Source organism: Pseudomonas sp. A6, assembly GCF_052367875.1.
GTDB classification, from domain to species: Bacteria; Pseudomonadota; Gammaproteobacteria; order Pseudomonadales; family Pseudomonadaceae; genus Pseudomonas; species Pseudomonas citronellolis.
This window is the reverse complement of record NZ_CP198970.1, coordinates 7131886-7148473: the sequence shown is the minus strand read 5'-3', so window position 1 is coordinate 7148473 and position 16588 is coordinate 7131886. Positions and strand designations below refer to the sequence as shown.

General features: G+C 66.4%; 13 protein-coding genes. 9 read left to right on the top strand and 4 right to left on the bottom strand.

Annotated features, from left to right (window positions below; genetic code table 11):
* Positions 1 to 19 precede the first annotated feature (19 nt).
* The 3 genes from ACTWJ5_RS31455 (at position 20) to ACTWJ5_RS31445 (ending at position 2583) form a co-directional block, all read left to right on the top strand.
* Positions 20 to 655, top strand: coding sequence for a DUF2931 family protein (locus ACTWJ5_RS31455; protein ID WP_444437195.1), 636 nt, complete (start codon positions 20 to 22; stop codon positions 653 to 655).
* A 339-nt stretch (positions 656 to 994) separates the two neighbouring features.
* Positions 995 to 1282, top strand: a complete 288-nt coding sequence (locus ACTWJ5_RS31450) for a helix-turn-helix domain-containing protein (protein ID WP_058071616.1) — start codon at positions 995 to 997, stop codon at positions 1280 to 1282.
* Complete coding sequence (locus tag ACTWJ5_RS31445; protein WP_253412426.1) at positions 1282 to 2583, top strand: HipA domain-containing protein; 1302 nt, start codon at positions 1282 to 1284, stop codon at positions 2581 to 2583. The genes ACTWJ5_RS31450 and ACTWJ5_RS31445 overlap by 1 nt, the downstream gene beginning before the upstream one ends.
* Positions 2584 to 2708: 125 nt before the next feature.
* On the opposite strand, the gene ACTWJ5_RS31440 is transcribed toward ACTWJ5_RS31445, so the two are convergent.
* From ACTWJ5_RS31440 to gbcB, 4 genes are all read right to left on the bottom strand, one after another.
* Positions 2709 to 3029, bottom strand: coding sequence for a DUF2845 domain-containing protein (locus tag ACTWJ5_RS31440; RefSeq protein WP_444437194.1), 321 nt, complete (start codon positions 3027 to 3029; stop codon positions 2709 to 2711).
* A gap of 64 nt (positions 3030 to 3093) precedes the next feature.
* Positions 3094 to 3876 (bottom strand): NYN domain-containing protein, encoded by a 783-nt coding sequence (locus ACTWJ5_RS31435; RefSeq protein WP_249918357.1) that lies wholly within the window; start codon positions 3874 to 3876, stop codon positions 3094 to 3096.
* A 60-nt stretch (positions 3877 to 3936) separates the two neighbouring features.
* Positions 3937 to 5223, bottom strand: coding sequence for an NAD(P)/FAD-dependent oxidoreductase (locus tag ACTWJ5_RS31430; protein ID WP_444437193.1), 1287 nt, complete (start codon positions 5221 to 5223; stop codon positions 3937 to 3939).
* 313 nt (positions 5224 to 5536) lie between these two features.
* A complete protein-coding gene (gene gbcB, locus ACTWJ5_RS31425) occupies positions 5537 to 6640 on the bottom strand; it encodes a glycine-betaine demethylase subunit GbcB (RefSeq protein WP_074986125.1) in 1104 nt (367 codons plus the stop codon).
* A gap of 447 nt (positions 6641 to 7087) precedes the next feature.
* Between gbcB and gbcA the strand changes: the two genes are divergently transcribed.
* The 6 genes from gbcA (at position 7088) to etfA (ending at position 16465) form a co-directional block, all read left to right on the top strand.
* Positions 7088 to 8377 (top strand): glycine-betaine demethylase subunit GbcA, encoded by a 1290-nt coding sequence (gene gbcA / locus ACTWJ5_RS31420; protein WP_009614269.1) that lies wholly within the window; start codon positions 7088 to 7090, stop codon positions 8375 to 8377.
* A 702-nt stretch (positions 8378 to 9079) separates the two neighbouring features.
* Positions 9080 to 10057: a dipeptidase gene (locus ACTWJ5_RS31415; RefSeq protein ID WP_074986123.1), complete on the top strand. Its 978-nt coding sequence runs from the start codon at positions 9080 to 9082 to the stop codon at positions 10055 to 10057.
* Between the two features lie 105 nt (positions 10058 to 10162).
* Positions 10163 to 10693 (top strand): DUF5943 domain-containing protein, encoded by a 531-nt coding sequence (locus ACTWJ5_RS31410; protein WP_009614265.1) that lies wholly within the window; start codon positions 10163 to 10165, stop codon positions 10691 to 10693.
* 96 nt (positions 10694 to 10789) lie between these two features.
* Complete coding sequence (dgcA, locus tag ACTWJ5_RS31405) at positions 10790 to 12850, top strand: dimethylglycine demethylation protein DgcA (protein ID WP_116425774.1); 2061 nt, start codon at positions 10790 to 10792, stop codon at positions 12848 to 12850.
* A 107-nt stretch (positions 12851 to 12957) separates the two neighbouring features.
* On the top strand, positions 12958 to 14925 hold the full coding sequence (dgcB, locus tag ACTWJ5_RS31400; protein WP_249918361.1) for a dimethylglycine demethylation protein DgcB: 1968 nt from the start codon (positions 12958 to 12960) through the stop codon (positions 14923 to 14925).
* Between the two features lie 307 nt (positions 14926 to 15232).
* Complete coding sequence (gene etfA, locus ACTWJ5_RS31395) at positions 15233 to 16465, top strand: electron transfer flavoprotein subunit alpha (protein WP_444437192.1); 1233 nt, start codon at positions 15233 to 15235, stop codon at positions 16463 to 16465.
* The last annotated feature ends 123 nt before the right edge of the window (positions 16466 to 16588 follow it).

The window sequence follows — 16588 nt, the reverse complement described above, 5'->3', positions numbered from 1 at the left end:
CCAGCCGGAAGGATGCCTGATGAAAAGCCTTGTACTGATGCTGTGCTTGGCGCTGCTAGGCGGCTGCGCCCAAGCCGATAAGGGCGCCGGTGATCTGCCTTACCGGTATTGGCGGTTGGGCTTCCTGGCGCCGGACTATATGGAAGTGTGGGTGGAGACGGCGGATGTGGAGGATATCCGTGGCCGCTTCTTTCCCCATATGGGTGGCGGAGTCGTGGCAGTGCATGTGCCGGATGACGACAGTGGGCAGCCCAAGGTGTGGAGGAGCAACTGGGGGGCTGGTCGCAATGTCGACAACGCGGACCTCCCCAAGCGCATTTTCGTGCGTTGGCAATCCCTGGCCGAACCGCAGACCTATCGGGTGACCCTCGACATTCCGGAGCGGGCTCGTCAGTTGATGGTCGAGAAACTCGATCCACCTTGCAAAACCATGCAATACCGCCAGGCCCTGGCTATCGGGTTGGCCCCCGGCGGAGTGGTGCGTGGCTGGGTGAGAAGCACTTGCGGCGAAAGTATCGAAATCCTGCAAGCCCAGGCCGAAGTCGAGCCCAAAGGACCATCCCAAGGGAAAACGGACGGCAAATATGCATTGCCGCTTGAACCAGCATCCAAGGCCTACATGGAAAAGCATGGAATTCCCTATGGCAGTTGGTAGCCAGCCGGAAGGATGCCTGATGAAAAGCCTTGTACCGTGGCGTGTGGTGGTTCGCGAGTGCCGCCACCTACTTCCTTGGGTCGCCAAACCCGATCGCGGCACGTGCTGTGACCGGAGCAGGATAGGAAGCGACCCTGGCCGGGATACGGCGATATTTCCGATGTGGGTGTAGGAGCGAGCTTGCTCGCGAACAGCTCGTGACCGCTGCACATTAATCCTCACGGCCATAAGGATTCCCTTGAATATCCACAGCAGCTGACTAAAATCCTCGCAGTCGTGAGGATTTATAGGGGCATCGCTCTGGTGCTGGCATAATCCTCACAATCATGAGGATTCTCCATGAAGATCGAAATCGACTCACCCGCCACCCTCGGACTGCTGGTGCGAGCGAGCCGCAAGGCCATGAACCTGCGTCAGGACGATGCCGCCGGCAGCATTGGTGTGAGCGAGAACTTTCTCGGCAAGGTCGAGCGCGGTGCGGAGCGTGTGCAGTGGGGCAAGCTGTTCCAGGTGCTGCAGGAGCTTGGCCTGCAGGTTTCCGTCGAGGTGCCGGAGGCGTACGAGGACTCGACCCGGCAGCAGCTGCAACGGCTTATCCACAAGGCTGATAGCGGCAAGGAGGACTGATGACTCGGCAGCTGGAAGCCTGGATCAACCAGACCCGCGTCGGCGCCCTGGAGGAGAACAACGGCGTCTGGGCGTTCACCTATTCCCGCGAATGGCTGGATACGCCCGAGGCCTATCCGTTGTGCCCGGGGCTGCCGCTTCGTGGCGAGCCTCATGTGGATGGTGCGAGCCAGCGCCCGGTGCAGTGGTATTTCGACAATCTGCTCCCGGAGGAGGGGCAGCGTCGCCTGTTGGCGGGTGCGGTGCGTCTGGCGGAGGCGGATGCCTTTGGCCTGCTGGAGCACTTCGGCGCAGAGTCGGCCGGGTCGCTCACCTTGCTGCCGCCGGGGCAATCGCCGGCTCCTGGCGAGTTGCGTGCATTGCCCGATGCGGAGCTGTCCCGGCGTATCGAGCAGATGCCCCAGGTGCCGCTGGCCGAACGCGCGGCCAAGCGCATGTCGCTGGCGGGGGCGCAGCACAAGGTTGCCGTCGTCTTCGATGGGCGGGATCTGTTCGAGCCGGTTGGCAGCACGCCTTCTACGCATATCCTCAAGCCCGATCATCCGGACCCGGCTTGGGCGCATTCGGTGGTCAACGAGTGGTTCGTGATGACCCTGGCTGCACGTGTCGGGCTGGAGGTGCCCGCTGTGCATCGGTGCTATGTGCCGCAGCCGGTGTATCTGGTGCAGCGTTTCGACCGCCGCCAGGTGGAGGGCGAATGGGAGCGCCTGCATTGCATCGATGCCTGCCAGTTGCTCGGCCTGGACCGCGCCTTCAAGTACAACCAGGGCAGCATCGAGCGCCTGCGCGAGATCGCCAGCGATAGCCGGCCTTCGGTGAGGGCGCGCCTGGGCCTGTTCCGCTGGCTGGTATTCAACGTGCTGGTGGGCAACGAGGATGCGCACCTGAAGAACCTGAGCCTGCTGGTCACGCGCCGGGGATTCAGCCTGGCGCCTTTCTACGATCTGCTTTGCACGGCTGTCTACGGGACTCGGGCATTCGAGCAGGAGCGCTGGCCGCAGCAGGCCGCGATGGCTTGGCCGATTCTCGGTATCGATCGCCTGCAACAGATCGATGGGGCGCTGCTGGTGGCTGCCGGAGAGGCCATGGGCATCAAGCCGGCTACGGCGCGCGAGCATGTGGCAAGGCTCACCAGGGCAGTGCGGGAGCAGGCGCAGGCGCTGTTGGCGGAGGTCGAGCGGGAGAACCAGGAACTGTCGGCCGCTCGTCCTGAACTGCGTCCTACGCTGGCCGGTGAGCTTCGCTTGCTGCGGGCCGTGGTGACGATTGTCATTGCGGAAATGGCGGCGCGGTTGGGGTAAGGGCGGTTCGCTGTCTTGCAGGCTGTGCCGAGGCGCTCTTCGTAGGATGGGTTGAGCCTGCGAAACCCATGCTGTCGTGGTGATGGGTATCGCTTCGCTCAACCCATCCTACGAAGAGCTGGGGTTCAGCGGAACTCGGTGCCGATCAGTATCAGGATGCCTTCGCGGAAGCGCAGCACCCGCGTGGCGCCGTTCTGTGGGGGATAGGTCCAGACTTCGATGGTGGCGCCGCCGGGGATGAATTTGCCGTCCGGGCCGCGGCGGGGTGGGGCCGGCGGGAAGACTTCACGTTTCGCCGGCGCGCCGCACTTCTCCAGCACCACGTCCATCTTGTCGCCTTCGTTGATCAGCTGCGTGCCGCAGCGCAGCGTCGAGGCCTGGGCGCCGGTGCACAGGGCCAGGCCGAGCAGCAGGGCGGCGAAGAGGCTGCGGGGTAGGGCTGTCATGGCTTTCCTCCTTGATGACCGGCCCAGCATACCGGCTCGCTCCGGCCCGGGCCTTTGACGCGGCTCACTTGCGCACGTTGCGCGCGTACAGGTCCTTGCCGCCGCTGTTGCTGCCGCCGCGGGCCTGGAGTTCGAAGCGCTTGGGGTGGCCCTTGATCAGGTCGCTGAGTTTCTTGAAGCCGTACAGCCGTGGGTCGAAGGCGGGACGCAGTTTGCTGATGTTCTGGCCGAGGGCGCCGAGCTGCACCCAGTCTTCCTCGTCGTCGGCGATGTCGTCGAGCACCTTGGCGATGAAGTCCAGCGGCACGCGCTGGGGCTTGGGCTTGGCGGCAGGGGCCTTGGGCTCCTGGGGCTGGCCGGTTTCCGCAGGTTCCGCCGGGGTCACCGGGTCGGCGCGGAGGATTTCGGTGTAGATGAATTTGTCGCAGGCGCGCACGAAGGGGTCGGGCGTCTTGCTTTCGCCGAAGCCGTAGACCATCAGGCCTTCCTCGCGCAGGCGGGCGGCCAGGCGGGTGAAGTCGCTGTCGCTGGAGACCAGGCAGAAGCCGTCGAAGCGGCGGGTGTAGAGCAGGTCCATGGCGTCGATGATCAGCGCGCTGTCGGTGGCGTTCTTGCCCTTGGTGTAGGCGAACTGCTGGATCGGCTGGATGGAGTGGTCGAGCAGCACCTGCTTCCACTTGCCCAGTTGCGGCTGCGTCCAGTCGCCGTAGATGCGCTTGACGCTGGCCACGCCGTATTTGGCGATCTCCTCGAACAGGCCTTCGACGATGGCGGCGGGGGCGTTGTCGGCGTCGATCAGTACGGCCAGGTGCGTCTGCTGGCGGTTGGGGGTGGTCTTGATTGCCATGGGGGCTCCGGTCTTGAGGCTTGCATCGACCTTAGACCGCGAGCGCGCCGGGCACCAGCCCTAGCCGTTGAGGCGGCGGCTGTCGAAGGCGTCGCGGGCCTCGTAGGCGCTGTAGGTGGCCTGGGCGGCGAGCAGGCCGGCGAGGCCGAAGGCGTGGGTCAGGCCGAAGCGGGCGAAGCCGGGCGGCACCGCCCTGGCGCCGCTGATGGCGTCGGCCAGTACTTCGCCGGCCACGGTGGTCGGCGCCATGCCGTGGCCGCCGAAGCCGATGGCGTGCCAGATGCCGGCTTCGTCCTGGCCGATCTGCGCCATCTGGTGGCGGCCGTAGCTCATCAGGCCGCCCCAGGAGTAGTCCACCTTCACCTCGGCCAGCTGTGGATAAACCAGCGTCAGGTCGCGCTTGAGCAGGGCGGCGATGGCCTCCGGGCCGCGGTCGAGGATGGAGATGCGCCCGCCCCAGAGGATGCGGCTGTCGGCCAGCGGGCGGTAGTAGTCGAAGGCGAAGCGGGTGTCGTAGACCGCGGCCTGGCAGGCGATGGCGTCCTGCAGGCGCTCGCCCAGGGGCTCGGTGGCGATGACGTAGGTGGCGATGGGCAGCACCGCGCGTTCGATGGGGCGGTACACGCCGCGGGCGTAGCCGCCGCCGCAGAACACCACCTGTTCGGCGTGCACTTCGCCGCCGGCGGTGCGCACGACGAAGCGGCCGTCGCGTTTTTCGATGCCCAGGGCTGGCGAGCCTTCGTGGATGCGCACGCCCAGGCCGGCGGCGGCGCGGGCCACGCCGCGCACGTATTTCAGCGGGTGGAAGTGGAAGGCGTTGCGTTCCAGCAGGCCGCCGAAGTAGCGGTCGGTCTTGAGTTGTTCGCGGAGTGCTCCGGTGGCGATGGGCTCCCAGTCCACGCCGTAGGCTTCCTTCATCAGGCGCCGGGGTTTTTCCAGGCGTGACGGGTCGTTGAACCAGTTGGCGAGGATCACGCCCTGGTCCACCAGGTCGCAGTCGATGGCGTATTGGCGCGCGCGTTGGCGGATCAGGTCCACCGCTTCGAGGGTCAGGTGGTAGAGCCGCCGCGCCTGCTCGGCGCCGAGGGTGGCGAGCAGGTCGGCGTTGCCCAGGCTGTAGCCGCCGAAGACGAAGCCGCCGTTGCGGCCCGAGGCGCCGTGGCCCACGTAGTGCGATTCCAGCAGCGCCACGTCGGTTATGCCGCGTTCAGCCAGGCCCAGGGCGGTGTTGAGGCCGGCGAGGCCACCGCCGAGGATGCAGACGCGGGTGTCGAGGTGGCCGGTCTGGGTGGGGTAGGTCGGCTTTGCGGAGGTGGCTTCGTAGTAGGTCTGGGTGAAGGTGGGCATGGCGGACTCGTCCCTTGAGTTGTTGAACGAGTGTTTAGCCGTTGGGGCGGGGAGGGCAATTGAAAAATCTTCGGGTTGGGATTCCTTGGGGGACTGGTGCTTGGGGGAGAGCGCCCTCTCCCCAGCCCTCTCCCTGAAGGGAGAGGGGGCCAGTCCGTGCCGAGAGAAGTGATGGTTTCAGCCGGAAATTGACGGAGCGGCCGGCTGACTCCAGAGCATCCAAGCGCTCCGAACGGTCCCCTCTCCCTTCAGGGAGAGGGTTAGGGAGAGGGAGCGGGCTCGAACCATCGCTCCGCGGCCTACCCGAGCGCACTCAATACTCGATCACCACATCCCCCTTCGGCACGCTGCAGCACGACAGGATGTAGCCCTCGGCCACATCCTCGTCGGTAATCCCGCCGTTGTGTTCCATCTCCACTTCGCCGGAGCGCTTCATCACCTTGCAGGTGCCGCAGATGCCCATGCCGCAGGCTTTCGGGATATGCAGGCCGAGCTTGGCTGCGGCGGCGTGGACGGTTTCGCCGGGGCCCACGCGGATGCTCTTGCCGGTTTCGCAGAACTCCACGTTGTTCAGGTCGGCGGCGGGGATTTCCGGGGCCTCGGCGGCTTCGGCGGCCAGTTCCTTCACTTCCTCGCGGACTTCCGGCGGCGTCGGGCCGAAGGCTTCCTCGTGGTAGCGCGACATGTCATAGCCTTCGGCTTCGAGCAGGCGCTTGATCGCGTGCATGTAGGGCGTGGGGCCGCAGCAGAAGACTTCGCGTTCGAGGAAGTCCGGGGCTATCAGCTGCAGCATGGCCTTGTTCAGGAAGCCGCGGTAGCCGGCCCAGGCCTCGCCCATCTCGTACTTCTCGCAGATCAGGTGGACCTTGAAGTTGGCGATGCGCGAGGCCATGTGGTCCAGCTCGCGGTGGTAGATGATGTCTTTCGGCGTGCGCGCGCTGTGCACGAAGACCATGTCGACCGAGCCGTTGGTATCGAAGAACCAGCGCGCCATGGACATCACCGGGGTGATGCCGACGCCGCCGGAGAGGAACAGCGCCTTGTCGGTGGGGAAGTCGATGGCGTTGAAGTTGCCCACCGGGCCGTGCACCGGAACGACGTCGCCTTCCTTGAGGTTGTCGTGCAGCCAGTTGGAGACCTTGCCGCCGGGCACCCGCTTGATGGTGATGGAGAAGCTGTAGGGCACCGAGGGCGAGCTGGAGATGGTGTAGGAACGCATGATCGGCAGGCCGTCGATCTCCAGCTCCAGGGTGACGAACTGCCCGGGCTTGAAGAAGAACAGGATCGGCTGGTCGGCCATGAAGCAGAAGGTGCGTACGTCCCAGGTCTCCTGGATGGCCTTGACGCAGCGCACCAGGTGGCGGCCGTTGGTCCAGGTCTGGGTGTTCACCGGGTTGAGGAAGTTGCTCGTCGACATGGTGTCTCTCCGCGCACGCAGGCCGTTTCCCGGCCGAATGGGGCAGCGCCGGGCGGGGACGCTCGCCCCGGCCTTTTCGGCATGCCTGATGGGGCCGATTGTGCGCACGCCCCGTGCCCCTCACTTACCTGCCAGCGACATTTGCATGCTTATCGCGACCTGCCGCCTGGGGCGGGGGCTGCCAGGTCGGAAACGGATGTGGTCGTGTCGCCCATGGATAAGGCACCGCAAAGGCCCGGACGCACACTGCCCCCAGCCGAAACGAAGGTAATCCACCAGAGCGCCTGACCTTCACGCCCGCCGCCGCGGGCCCCGCCCATCGGCAGGGCGGGATTCCGGAGCCACCGGAGTGCCGAAGGCCGTGAACGCCACCTTGCGTAGCGTCGAACCGTATCAGCCACCCAATTTCGCCGCCGCCGATCCCCGGCGCGGCATGAGGACCAACCGATGGACGTCACTACCACCCTGAGTCTGGGCGATCCGCTGGAACCGGCCCGCAAGGCCACCGCCGAGATGCTGCGCACCCGCGACCATTCCTTCTCCCTGCCGCAGCCGTTCTACAACGACGAGCGCCTGTTCAAGCTCGACATGCAGGAGATCTTCCAGAAGGAATGGCTGATCGCCGGCATGACCTGCGAGATTCCCGCCAAGGGCAACTTCCTCACCCTGCAGATCGGCGACAACCCGGTCATCGTGCTGCGCGGCGCCGAAGGCAAGATCCACGCCTTCCACAACGTCTGCCGCCACCGCGGCTCGCGCCTGTGCGTGAGCGACAAGGGCAAGGTGGCCAAGCTGGTGTGCCCCTACCACCAGTGGACCTACGAGCTGGACGGCCGCCTGCTGTTCGCCGGCACCGAGATGGGCGCCGACTTCGACATGAAGGACTACAGCCTGAAGCCGGTGAACGTGAAGACCGCCGGCGGCTACATCTTCATCTCCCTGGCCGAGAACCCGCCGGCCATCGACGACTTCCTGCGTACGCTCGAGCACTACATGGAGCCGTACGACATGGAGAACACCAAGGTCGCCGTGCAGACCACCATCCGCGAAGCGGCCAACTGGAAGCTGGTGCTCGAGAACAACCGCGAGTGCTACCACTGCAACGGTTCGCACCCGGAGCTGCTGAAGACCCTGCTGGAGTGGGACGACGTCACCGACCCCCGCGCCAGCCAGGCGTTCAAGGACCAGGTGGCCGCCTGCACCAAGGCCTGGGACGAGGAGAAGATCCCCTACGCCCACGCCAGCTTCGGCCTGCGCAACCGCATCGTGCGCATGCCGCTGCTCGACGGCACCGTGTCCATGACCATGGACGGCAAGCAGGGCAGCAAGAAGCTGATGGGCCGCATCAAGAACCCGGACCTGGGCTCGATGCGCATCCTCCACCTGCCTCACTCCTGGAACCACTGCATGGGCGACCACCTGATCGTCTTCACCGTGTGGCCGATCAGCGCGCAGGAAACCGTCGTCACCACCAAGTGGCTGGTGCACAAGGACGCGGTGGAAGGCGTGGACTACGACGTGCAGCGCCTGCGCGAAGTGTGGGACGCCACCAACGACCAGGACCGCCGCCTGGCCGAGGAAAACCAGCGCGGCATCAACTCCACCGCCTACCAGCCGGGCCCGTACTCCAAGACCTACGAGTTCGGCGTGATCAACTTCCTTGACTGGTACAGCGAGCGGATGCTCAACAACCTCGGCGAAGAGTCCGCCCACGCGCGGCTGGTCGCTCACGAGTAAACCCAGGTCCACCCGGCGCCCCCTTCACTGGGGGCGCCTGCATTTCGGAGGGGAGAGCGTGGATAGTCTGCTGTTCTATGGCAGTTCGGTGGTCGTTGGCGGGTTGATGGTGTGGAACCTGGTGGCCTGCTGGCGCAATCGTTGAGGGTTCGGCTGCTTTTCGTAGGAGCGAGCTTGCTCGCGAACGGTGTTTCCCGGCGGCTCTGGTGTGTTGGGTTGACTCCGCTCCCTCTCCCCAGCCCTCGGCTGCGCGCCCCGCCCTGAAGGGAGAGGGGGCTAGTCCGTGCCGAGATGAGCATGGCTTTAGCCGGAAACTGCAGAGCTGCCGGCTGACTCAGGAATATCCAAGCGCTCCGAACGGTCCCCTCTCCCTTCAGGGAGAGGGTTAGGGAGAGGGTGCTCTTTCATCCTGCGCCAATTCCTTCCGGCAAACCCCATTCGCGAGCAAGCTCGCTCCTACGAAAAGCCATCGTCCCGCGAAACAGCCATTGTCCCGCGAAAAGCCATCCCCCCTCATACCCATATGCCCGCCCGCGACGCCTTCGGTGTCGCGCATGTCGCCGGCTTGACGCTTTCGGTACGACCCTGGTCGTTTTCGAACCGGGCCGCCCCGCCACCCGGGGATATGCTGCCTCCAAAGCGCCGGCACAAGCCCCGGCGCGCCGAGCCCGACAAGCCTTGCCTGATATAGAGAGACGCCAGATGAGCCCAGCCGAACTTCACGCCGACAGCATCGTCATCGATGGCCTGATCATCGCCAAGTGGAACCGCGAACTCTTCGAGGACATGCGCAAGGGCGGCCTGACCGCCGCGAACTGCACCGTGTCCGTGTGGGAAGGCTTCCAGGCCACGGTGAACAACATCGTCGCCAGCAATAACCTGATCCGCGAGAACAGCGACCTGGTCATCCCGGTGCGCAGCACCGCCGACATCCGCCGCGCCAAGGAGCTGGGCAAGACCGGCATCCTCTACGGCTTCCAGAACGCCCACGCGTTCGAGGACCAGATCGGCTACGTCGAGGTGTTCAAGCAGCTGGGCGTGGGCATCGTGCAGATGTGCTACAACACCCAGAACCTGGTCGGCACCGGCTGCTACGAGCGCGACGGCGGGCTCTCCGGCTTCGGCCGCGAGATCGTCGCCGAGATGAATCGCGTTGGCGTGATGTGCGACCTGTCCCACGTCGGCAGCAAGACCAGCGAGGAAGTCATCCTCGAATCGAAAAAGCCGGTCTGCTACTCCCACTGCCTGCCCTCGGGCCTGAAAGAGCACCCGCGCAACAAGTCCGACGAGGAACTGAAGTTCATCGCCGACCACGGCGGCTTCGTCGGCGTGACCATGTTCGCGCCCTTCCTCGCCAAGGGCATCGACTCGACCATCGACGACTACGCCGAGGCCATCGAGTACGTGATGAACATCGTCGGCGAGGACGCCATCGGCATCGGCACCGACTTCACCCAGGGCCATGGCCAGGACTTCTTCGAGTGGCTGACCCACGACAAGGGTTACGCCCGCCGCCTGACCAACTTCGGCAAGATTGTCAACCCGCTGGGCATCCGCACCGTGGGCGAGTTCCCCAACCTCACCGAGACCCTGCTCAAGCGCGGCATGCCCGAGCGCGTGGTGCGCAAGGTCATGGGCGAGAACTGGGTGCGCGTCCTGGCGGACGTCTGGGGCGAGTAAGCCCGGGTCGCCGACCTCCTTCGTAGGGTGGGTGGCGCGCAGCGATACCCACCATGCCGGCGCCCCGCCGGCCAAGATCATCAACCGGATTCCGAGAACCGAACCATGGCCAAACACGCCCCCGAACTGCCCATCGAAGTCGACAGCGAAACCGGCGTCTGGACCACCGACGCCCTGCCGATGCTCTACGTGCCGCGGCACTTCTTCGTCAACAACCACATGGGCATCGAGGAAGAGCTGGGCGCCGAGCGCTATGCCGAAATCCTCTACAAGGCCGGCTACAAGTCCGCCTGGCACTGGTGCGAGAAAGAGGCCGAATGCCATGGCATCGAAGGCGTGGCGGTGTTCGAGCACTACATGAAGCGCCTGTCGCAGCGCGGCTGGGGCCTGTTCCAGATCGAGCAGATCGACCTCGACAAGGGCACCGCCCAGGTGCGCCTGAAGCACTCCGCCTTCGTGTACGTGTACGGCAAGGTCAACCGCAAGGTCGACTACATGTTCACCGGCTGGTTCGCCGGCGCCATGGACCAGATTCTCCAGGCCCGCGGCAGCAGCATCCGCACCGTGGCCGAGCAGGTCTACAGCGGTTCGGAAGACGGCCACGACGACGGCCTGTTCATCGTCAAGCCGCTCTGACCGACCTGACCTGCAGGCGCGAGCTTGCTCGCGAACAGCAGCCTGCACGGCTGCCGCCAGACAACAAGAAACCTCTGATCCCGTGAGGATGCCGCAATGGCTTTCGAGGCAATGTTCCAGCCGATCCAGATCGGCAAGCTGACCATCCGCAACCGCGTGCTCTCCACCGCCCACGCCGAGGTCTACGCCACCGACGGCGGCATGACCACCGAGCGCTACGTGAAGTACTACGAGGAAAAGGCCAAGGGCGGCATCGGCCTGGCCATCTGCGGCGGTTCCTCGGTGGTCGCCATCGATAGCCCGCAGGAGTGGTGGAGCTCGGTGAACCTGTCCACCGACCGCATCATCCCGCACTTCCAGAACCTGGCCGACGCCATGCACAAGCATGGCGCCAAGATCATGATCCAGATTACCCACATGGGCCGCCGCTCGCGCTGGGACGGCTTCAACTGGCCGACGCTGATGTCGCCTTCGGGCATCCGCGAGCCGGTGCACCGCGCCACCTGCAAAACCATCGAGCCGGAAGAGATCTGGCGGGTGATCGGCAACTACGCGCAGGCTGCGCGCCGGGCGAAGGAAGGCGGCCTGGACGGCGTCGAGCTGTCCGCCGTGCACCAGCACATGATCGACCAGTTCTGGAGCCCGCGCGTCAACAAGCGCACCGACGAATGGGGCGGCACCTTCGAGGGCCGCATGAAGTTCGGCCTGGAGGTGCTCAAGGCCGTGCGTGCCGAGGTCGGCGACGACTTCTGCGTCGGCATGCGCATCTGCGGCGACGAGTTCCACCCCGACGGCCTGTCCCACGAGGACATGAAGCAGATCGCCAAGTACTACAGCGACACCGGCATGCTCGACTTCATCGGCGTGGTCGGCTCCGGCTGCGACACCCACAACACCCTGGCCAACGTCATCCCCAACATGACCTACCCGCCGGAGCCCTTCCTGCACCTGGCGGCGGGCATCAAGGAAGTGGTCAACGTGCCGGTGCTGCACGCGCAGAACATCAAGGACCCGAACCAGGCCACGCGCATCCTCGAAGGCGGCTACGTGGACATGGTCGGCATGACCCGCGCGCACATCGCCGACCCGCACCTGATCGCCAAGATCAAGATGGGCCAGGTGGACCAGATCAAGCAGTGCGTCGGCGCCAACTACTGCATCGACCGCCAGTACCAGGGCCTGGACGTGCTGTGCATCCAGAACGCCGCGACCAGCCGCGAATACATGGGTGTGCCGCACATCATCGAGAAGACCACCGGCGTGAAGCGCAAGGTCGTCGTCGTCGGTGGCGGCCCGGCCGGGATGGAGGCCGCGCGGGTGGCGGCCGAGCGCGGCCACGACGTGACCCTGTTCGAGAAGAAGGACCAGCTCGGCGGGCAGATCACCACCGCCTCGAAGGCGCCGCAGCGCGACCAGATCGCCGGCATCACCCGCTGGTACCAGCTGGAGCTGGCGCGCCTGGGGATAGACCTGCGCCTGGGCACCGGCGCCGATGCCGACACCATCCTCGACCTGCGCCCGGACGTGGTGGTGCTGGCCAACGGCGGCCACCCGTTCCTCGAGCAGAACGAACACTGGGGCGCCGCCGAGGGCCTGGTGGTGAGCAGCTGGGACATCCTCGACGGCAAGGTCGCCCCCGGCAAGAACGTGCTGGTCTACGACACCATCTGCGAGTTCAGCGGCATGTCGGTGGCCGACTTCCTCGCCGACAAGGGCGCGCTGGTGGAGATCGTCACCGACGACATCAAGCCCGGCGTGGCCATCGGCGGCACCACCTTCCCCACCTACTACCGCAGCATGTACCCCAAGGAAGTGATCATGACCGGCGACCTGATGCTGGAGAAGGTCTACCGCGAGGGCGACAAGCTGGTGGCGGTGCTGGAGAACGAATACACCGGCGCGAAAGAGGAGCGGGTGGTCGACCAGGTGGTGGTGGAGAACGGCGTGCGCCCGGACGAGAGCTTGTACTACGCGCTCAAGCAGGGCTCGCGCAACAAGGGCCAGATCGACGTCGAGGCGCTGTTCGCGATCAAGCCGCAGCCGTGCCTCAGCGAGCCGGGCGAGGGCTACCTGCTGTTCCGCATCGGCGACTGCGTGGCCCAGCGCAACACCCACGCGGCGATCTACGACGCGCTGCGGCTGTGCAAGGATTTCTGAATAGAGCCGTGGGAGGCTGGAGGCGGAAGGCTGAACGAAAGAGCGACCGTGCCTGCTTTTTCGTCCAGCTTCCAGCCTCCAGCCTTCAGCGAAAAGGCTGGTGACCCATGCTTAATACGATTCTTCCCCTCCTGCTCTTTGCCGCCCTGGCACTGGCCGCATTCGGCGCCGTGAAGCGCTTCGCCATGTGGCGCCGCGGGCGGCCCGCGCAGGTCGACTGGCTCGGCGGCCTGCTGGCCATGCCGCGGCGCTACCTGGTGGACCTGCACCACGTGGTCGAGCGCGACAAGTACATGTCCAAGACCCACGTGGCCACCGCCGGCGGCTTCGTCCTGGCGGCGCTGCTGGCCATCGTCGTGCACGGCTTCGGCCTGCACAGCCGGATCCTCGGCTTCGCCCTGCTGGCGGCCACGGCGCTGATGTTCGGCGGCGCGCTGTTCGTCGCCAAGCGCCGCCTCGACCCGCCGTCGCGGCTGTCGAAGGGCCCGTGGATGCGCCTGCCGAAGAGCCTGCTGATGTTTTCGGCGAGCTTCTTCATCGCCACGCTGCCCGTGGCCGGCATCCTCCCGGAAGGTTTCGGTGGCTGGTTCCTCGCGGCCATCCTCGCCATCGGCGTGGCCTGGGGCGTGTCCGAGCTGTTCTTCGGCATGACCTGGGGCGGGCCGATGAAGCACGCCTTCGCCGGCGCCCTGCACCTGGCCTGGCACCGCCGCTCCGAGCGCTTCGCTGGCGGCCGCTCCACCGGCCTGAAAGCCCTCGACCTGAGCGACCCCATGGCCCCGCTGGGCGTGGAGAAACCCACCGACTTCACCTGGAACCAGCTGCTGGGCTTCGACGCCTGCGTACAGTGCGGCAAGTGCGAGGCCATGTGCCCGGCCTTCGCCGCTGGCCAGCCGCTGAACCCGAAGAAGCTGATCCAGGACATGGTCATCGGCCTGGCCGGCGGCAATGACGCCAAGTTCGCCGGCTCGCCTTACCCGGGCAAACCACTCGGCGAGCACAGCGGTGGCCCGCACCTGCCCATAGTCGCGCTGGAAGGCAAGGCCCTGGTGGACGCCGAGACGCTGTGGTCGTGCACCACCTGCCGGGCCTGCGTCGAGGAATGCCCGATGATGATCGAGCACGTCGACGCCATCGTCGACATGCGCCGCCACCTCACCCTGGAAAAGGGCGCCACCCCGAACAAGGGCGCCGAGGTGCTGGAGAACCTGATCGCCACCGACAACCCCGGCGGCTTCGCCCCCGGCGGCCGGCTGAACTGGGCGGCCGACCTGAACCTGCCGCTGATGAGCGAGCAGAAGCAGGCCGACGTGCTGTTCTGGGTCGGCGACGGCGCCTTCGACATGCGCAACCAGCGCACCCTGCGCGCCTTCGTGAAGATCCTCAAGGCGGCGAAAGTGGACTTCGCCGTGCTCGGCCTGGAAGAACGCGACAGCGGCGACGTGGCCCGCCGCCTGGGCGACGAGGCGACCTTCCAGAGCCTGGCCAAACGCAACATCGCCACCCTGGCGCAGTACCGCTTCAAGCGCATCGTCAGCTGCGACCCGCACAGCTTCCATGTGCTGAAGAACGAGTACGGCGCCCTGGGCGGCAGCTACGAAGTGCTGCACCACACCACCTTCATCGACGAACTGGTGAAGAGCGGCGCGCTGCAGCTGGGCCAGAGCAAGGCCGACAGCGTGACCTACCACGACCCCTGCTACCTGGGCCGCTACAACGGCGAGTACGAGGCCCCACGCAACGTGCTCAAGGCCATCGGCATCGAGGTCAAGGAGATGCAACGCTCCGGCTTCCGCTCGCGCTGCTGCGGCGGCGGCGGTGGCGCGCCCATCACCGATATCCCCGGCAAGCAGCGGATTCCGGACATGCGCATGGTCGACATCAAGGAGACCGGCGCCGAGCTGGTGGCCGTGGGTTGCCCGCAGTGCACCGCGATGCTCGAAGGCGTGGTGGCGCCGCGGCCGGAGATCAAGGACATCGCCGAGCTGGTGGCGGAGGTGCTGATCGAGAGTGCGGAGGCGCCGGCAAAAAAGCCGGCGGCGGTTAAGCGGGAAGAAGTGGTGGGGGTGCATTGATGAGAGCGGTATTCCTCCCTTTGGGTCCTGTGTTGACTGTGAGTCCGCAGGCCCTCTCCCTAGCCCTCTCCCTGAAGGGAGAGGGGATCGTTCGTGCCACGGCGAACCATGGCTTTAGCCGGCTCACCCGCTGCACTGGATTGACCACACGCACCGTTTCTTACAGGGCAGCACGGATAGCTCCCTCTCCCTTCGGAGCGGGGCGCGCAGCCAGGGCGGGGGGAGAGGGCGGCCCGAGCCTCAATGCCAAAAGGTTCGCGAGCAAGCTCGCTCCTACGAAAAGCCCAGGCCTGCCGGAGGTTCTGCCATGAGCGACATCATCCGCCGCGACCCACGCGCCGAGTGGATCGCCCGCAACCGCCTGCACCCGCTGCACGCGGCCATGCAGTCCGCCCAGGGCGGCGAGGTACGCTGGATGGGCCCCAACGGCCTGATCCGCAGGAACCCCCACGCCGTTGGTTTCATCGGTCCCAACGGCGTCAAGCGCATCGACCGCTCCGGCGGCCAGCAGGGCACCGCCGGCAAGCGCTCCAGCGCGCCGGAAGTGGTGCAGCTGCCGCTGCAGGTCATCGAGCAGCCGGCGTTCTATATCGCCGTGGTGCCGGACATGGTCGGCGGCCGCCTCTCCAGCCACGACCGCGACCTGCTGGGCCTGGCCCGCAAGCTCGCCGGCGAGGGCGGCGCGGTGCTGGCCATCGTCTTCGGCGAACACAAGGAAAGCGCCTTCGACACCGCCGGCGTCGACCGCCTGCTGCTGGTCGAGGGCGACGAATACGAAGGCTACGCCCCGGAACAGCGGGTGCTGGCGCTGCGCGCCGTGGACGGCCAGTTCGTGCCGCGCCACTGGCTGCTACCCGATAGCCGCACCGGTGGCGGCGAACTGGGCCGGCGCCTGGCCGCCAGCCTTGGCGAACGCCCGGCCACCCGCGTCTGGCAGGCCGAGGGCGAGCGCTGTATCGGCCGCGCCGGCGCCGGCCAGCAGGACCTGCAACGGCCGCTGGCGCGCCTGATCCTGGCCGCCGCCGAGTGCGCCGAGCCGGTCAGCGAGACGCGCCACGAGGCCCGCCCGGTCGCCCTGGACGGCGGCGTGGCGCGCAACCTGCCGCGCATCGAGGACCTCGGCCCGGTGGCCGTGGACCCGGCGCAGATTCCCATGGCCGAGGCCGAGTTCATCCTCTCCGGCGGCAACGGCGTGCGCGACTGGGACCTGTTCCACCGCGCCGCCGCGGCCCTGGGCGCCACCGAAGGCGCCTCGCGGGTGGCGGTGGACGACGGCCACATGCCGCGCAACCGCCAGGTCGGCGCCACCGGCACCTGGGTCACCGCGCGGGTCTACCTGGCGGTGGGCATCTCCGGCGCCATCCAGCACCTGCAGGGCATCGGCGCCTGCGACAAGGTGGTGGCGGTGAACATGGACCCCGGCTGCGACATGATCAAACGCGCCGATCTTTCGGTGATCGGCGACTCCACGGCGATTCTCCAGGCGCTGATCCGCCTGGCCGAGGAGTACCGGCAGGGAGGGGCGCGGGATGCGGCTTGAAGGCAGTCCCTGGGCCCCCGCGTTCGCGGGGGTGACGATGCTGGGAAAAGGCTCGCAGCAAAGGGCTTGCTATGAGCTTCCCAAGCTCATGACGAGGGGGTTATCCCCGTCATTCCCGCGCAC

Coding starts and splice junctions, on each gene's coding strand:
- ACTWJ5_RS31455 (WP_444437195.1), top strand. CDS start 20: ATGAAAAGCCTTGTACTGATGCTGTGCTTGGCGCTGCTAGGCGGCTGC.
- ACTWJ5_RS31450 (WP_058071616.1), top strand. CDS start 995: ATGAAGATCGAAATCGACTCACCCGCCACCCTCGGACTGCTGGTGCGA.
- ACTWJ5_RS31445 (WP_253412426.1), top strand. CDS start 1,282: ATGACTCGGCAGCTGGAAGCCTGGATCAACCAGACCCGCGTCGGCGCC.
- ACTWJ5_RS31440 (WP_444437194.1), bottom strand. CDS start 3,029: ATGACAGCCCTACCCCGCAGCCTCTTCGCCGCCCTGCTGCTCGGCCTG.
- ACTWJ5_RS31435 (WP_249918357.1), bottom strand. CDS start 3,876: ATGGCAATCAAGACCACCCCCAACCGCCAGCAGACGCACCTGGCCGTA.
- ACTWJ5_RS31430 (WP_444437193.1), bottom strand. CDS start 5,223: ATGCCCACCTTCACCCAGACCTACTACGAAGCCACCTCCGCAAAGCCG.
- gbcB (WP_074986125.1), bottom strand. CDS start 6,640: ATGTCGACGAGCAACTTCCTCAACCCGGTGAACACCCAGACCTGGACC.
- gbcA (WP_009614269.1), top strand. CDS start 7,088: ATGGACGTCACTACCACCCTGAGTCTGGGCGATCCGCTGGAACCGGCC.
- ACTWJ5_RS31415 (WP_074986123.1), top strand. CDS start 9,080: ATGAGCCCAGCCGAACTTCACGCCGACAGCATCGTCATCGATGGCCTG.
- ACTWJ5_RS31410 (WP_009614265.1), top strand. CDS start 10,163: ATGGCCAAACACGCCCCCGAACTGCCCATCGAAGTCGACAGCGAAACC.
- dgcA (WP_116425774.1), top strand. CDS start 10,790: ATGGCTTTCGAGGCAATGTTCCAGCCGATCCAGATCGGCAAGCTGACC.
- dgcB (WP_249918361.1), top strand. CDS start 12,958: ATGCTTAATACGATTCTTCCCCTCCTGCTCTTTGCCGCCCTGGCACTG.
- etfA (WP_444437192.1), top strand. CDS start 15,233: ATGAGCGACATCATCCGCCGCGACCCACGCGCCGAGTGGATCGCCCGC.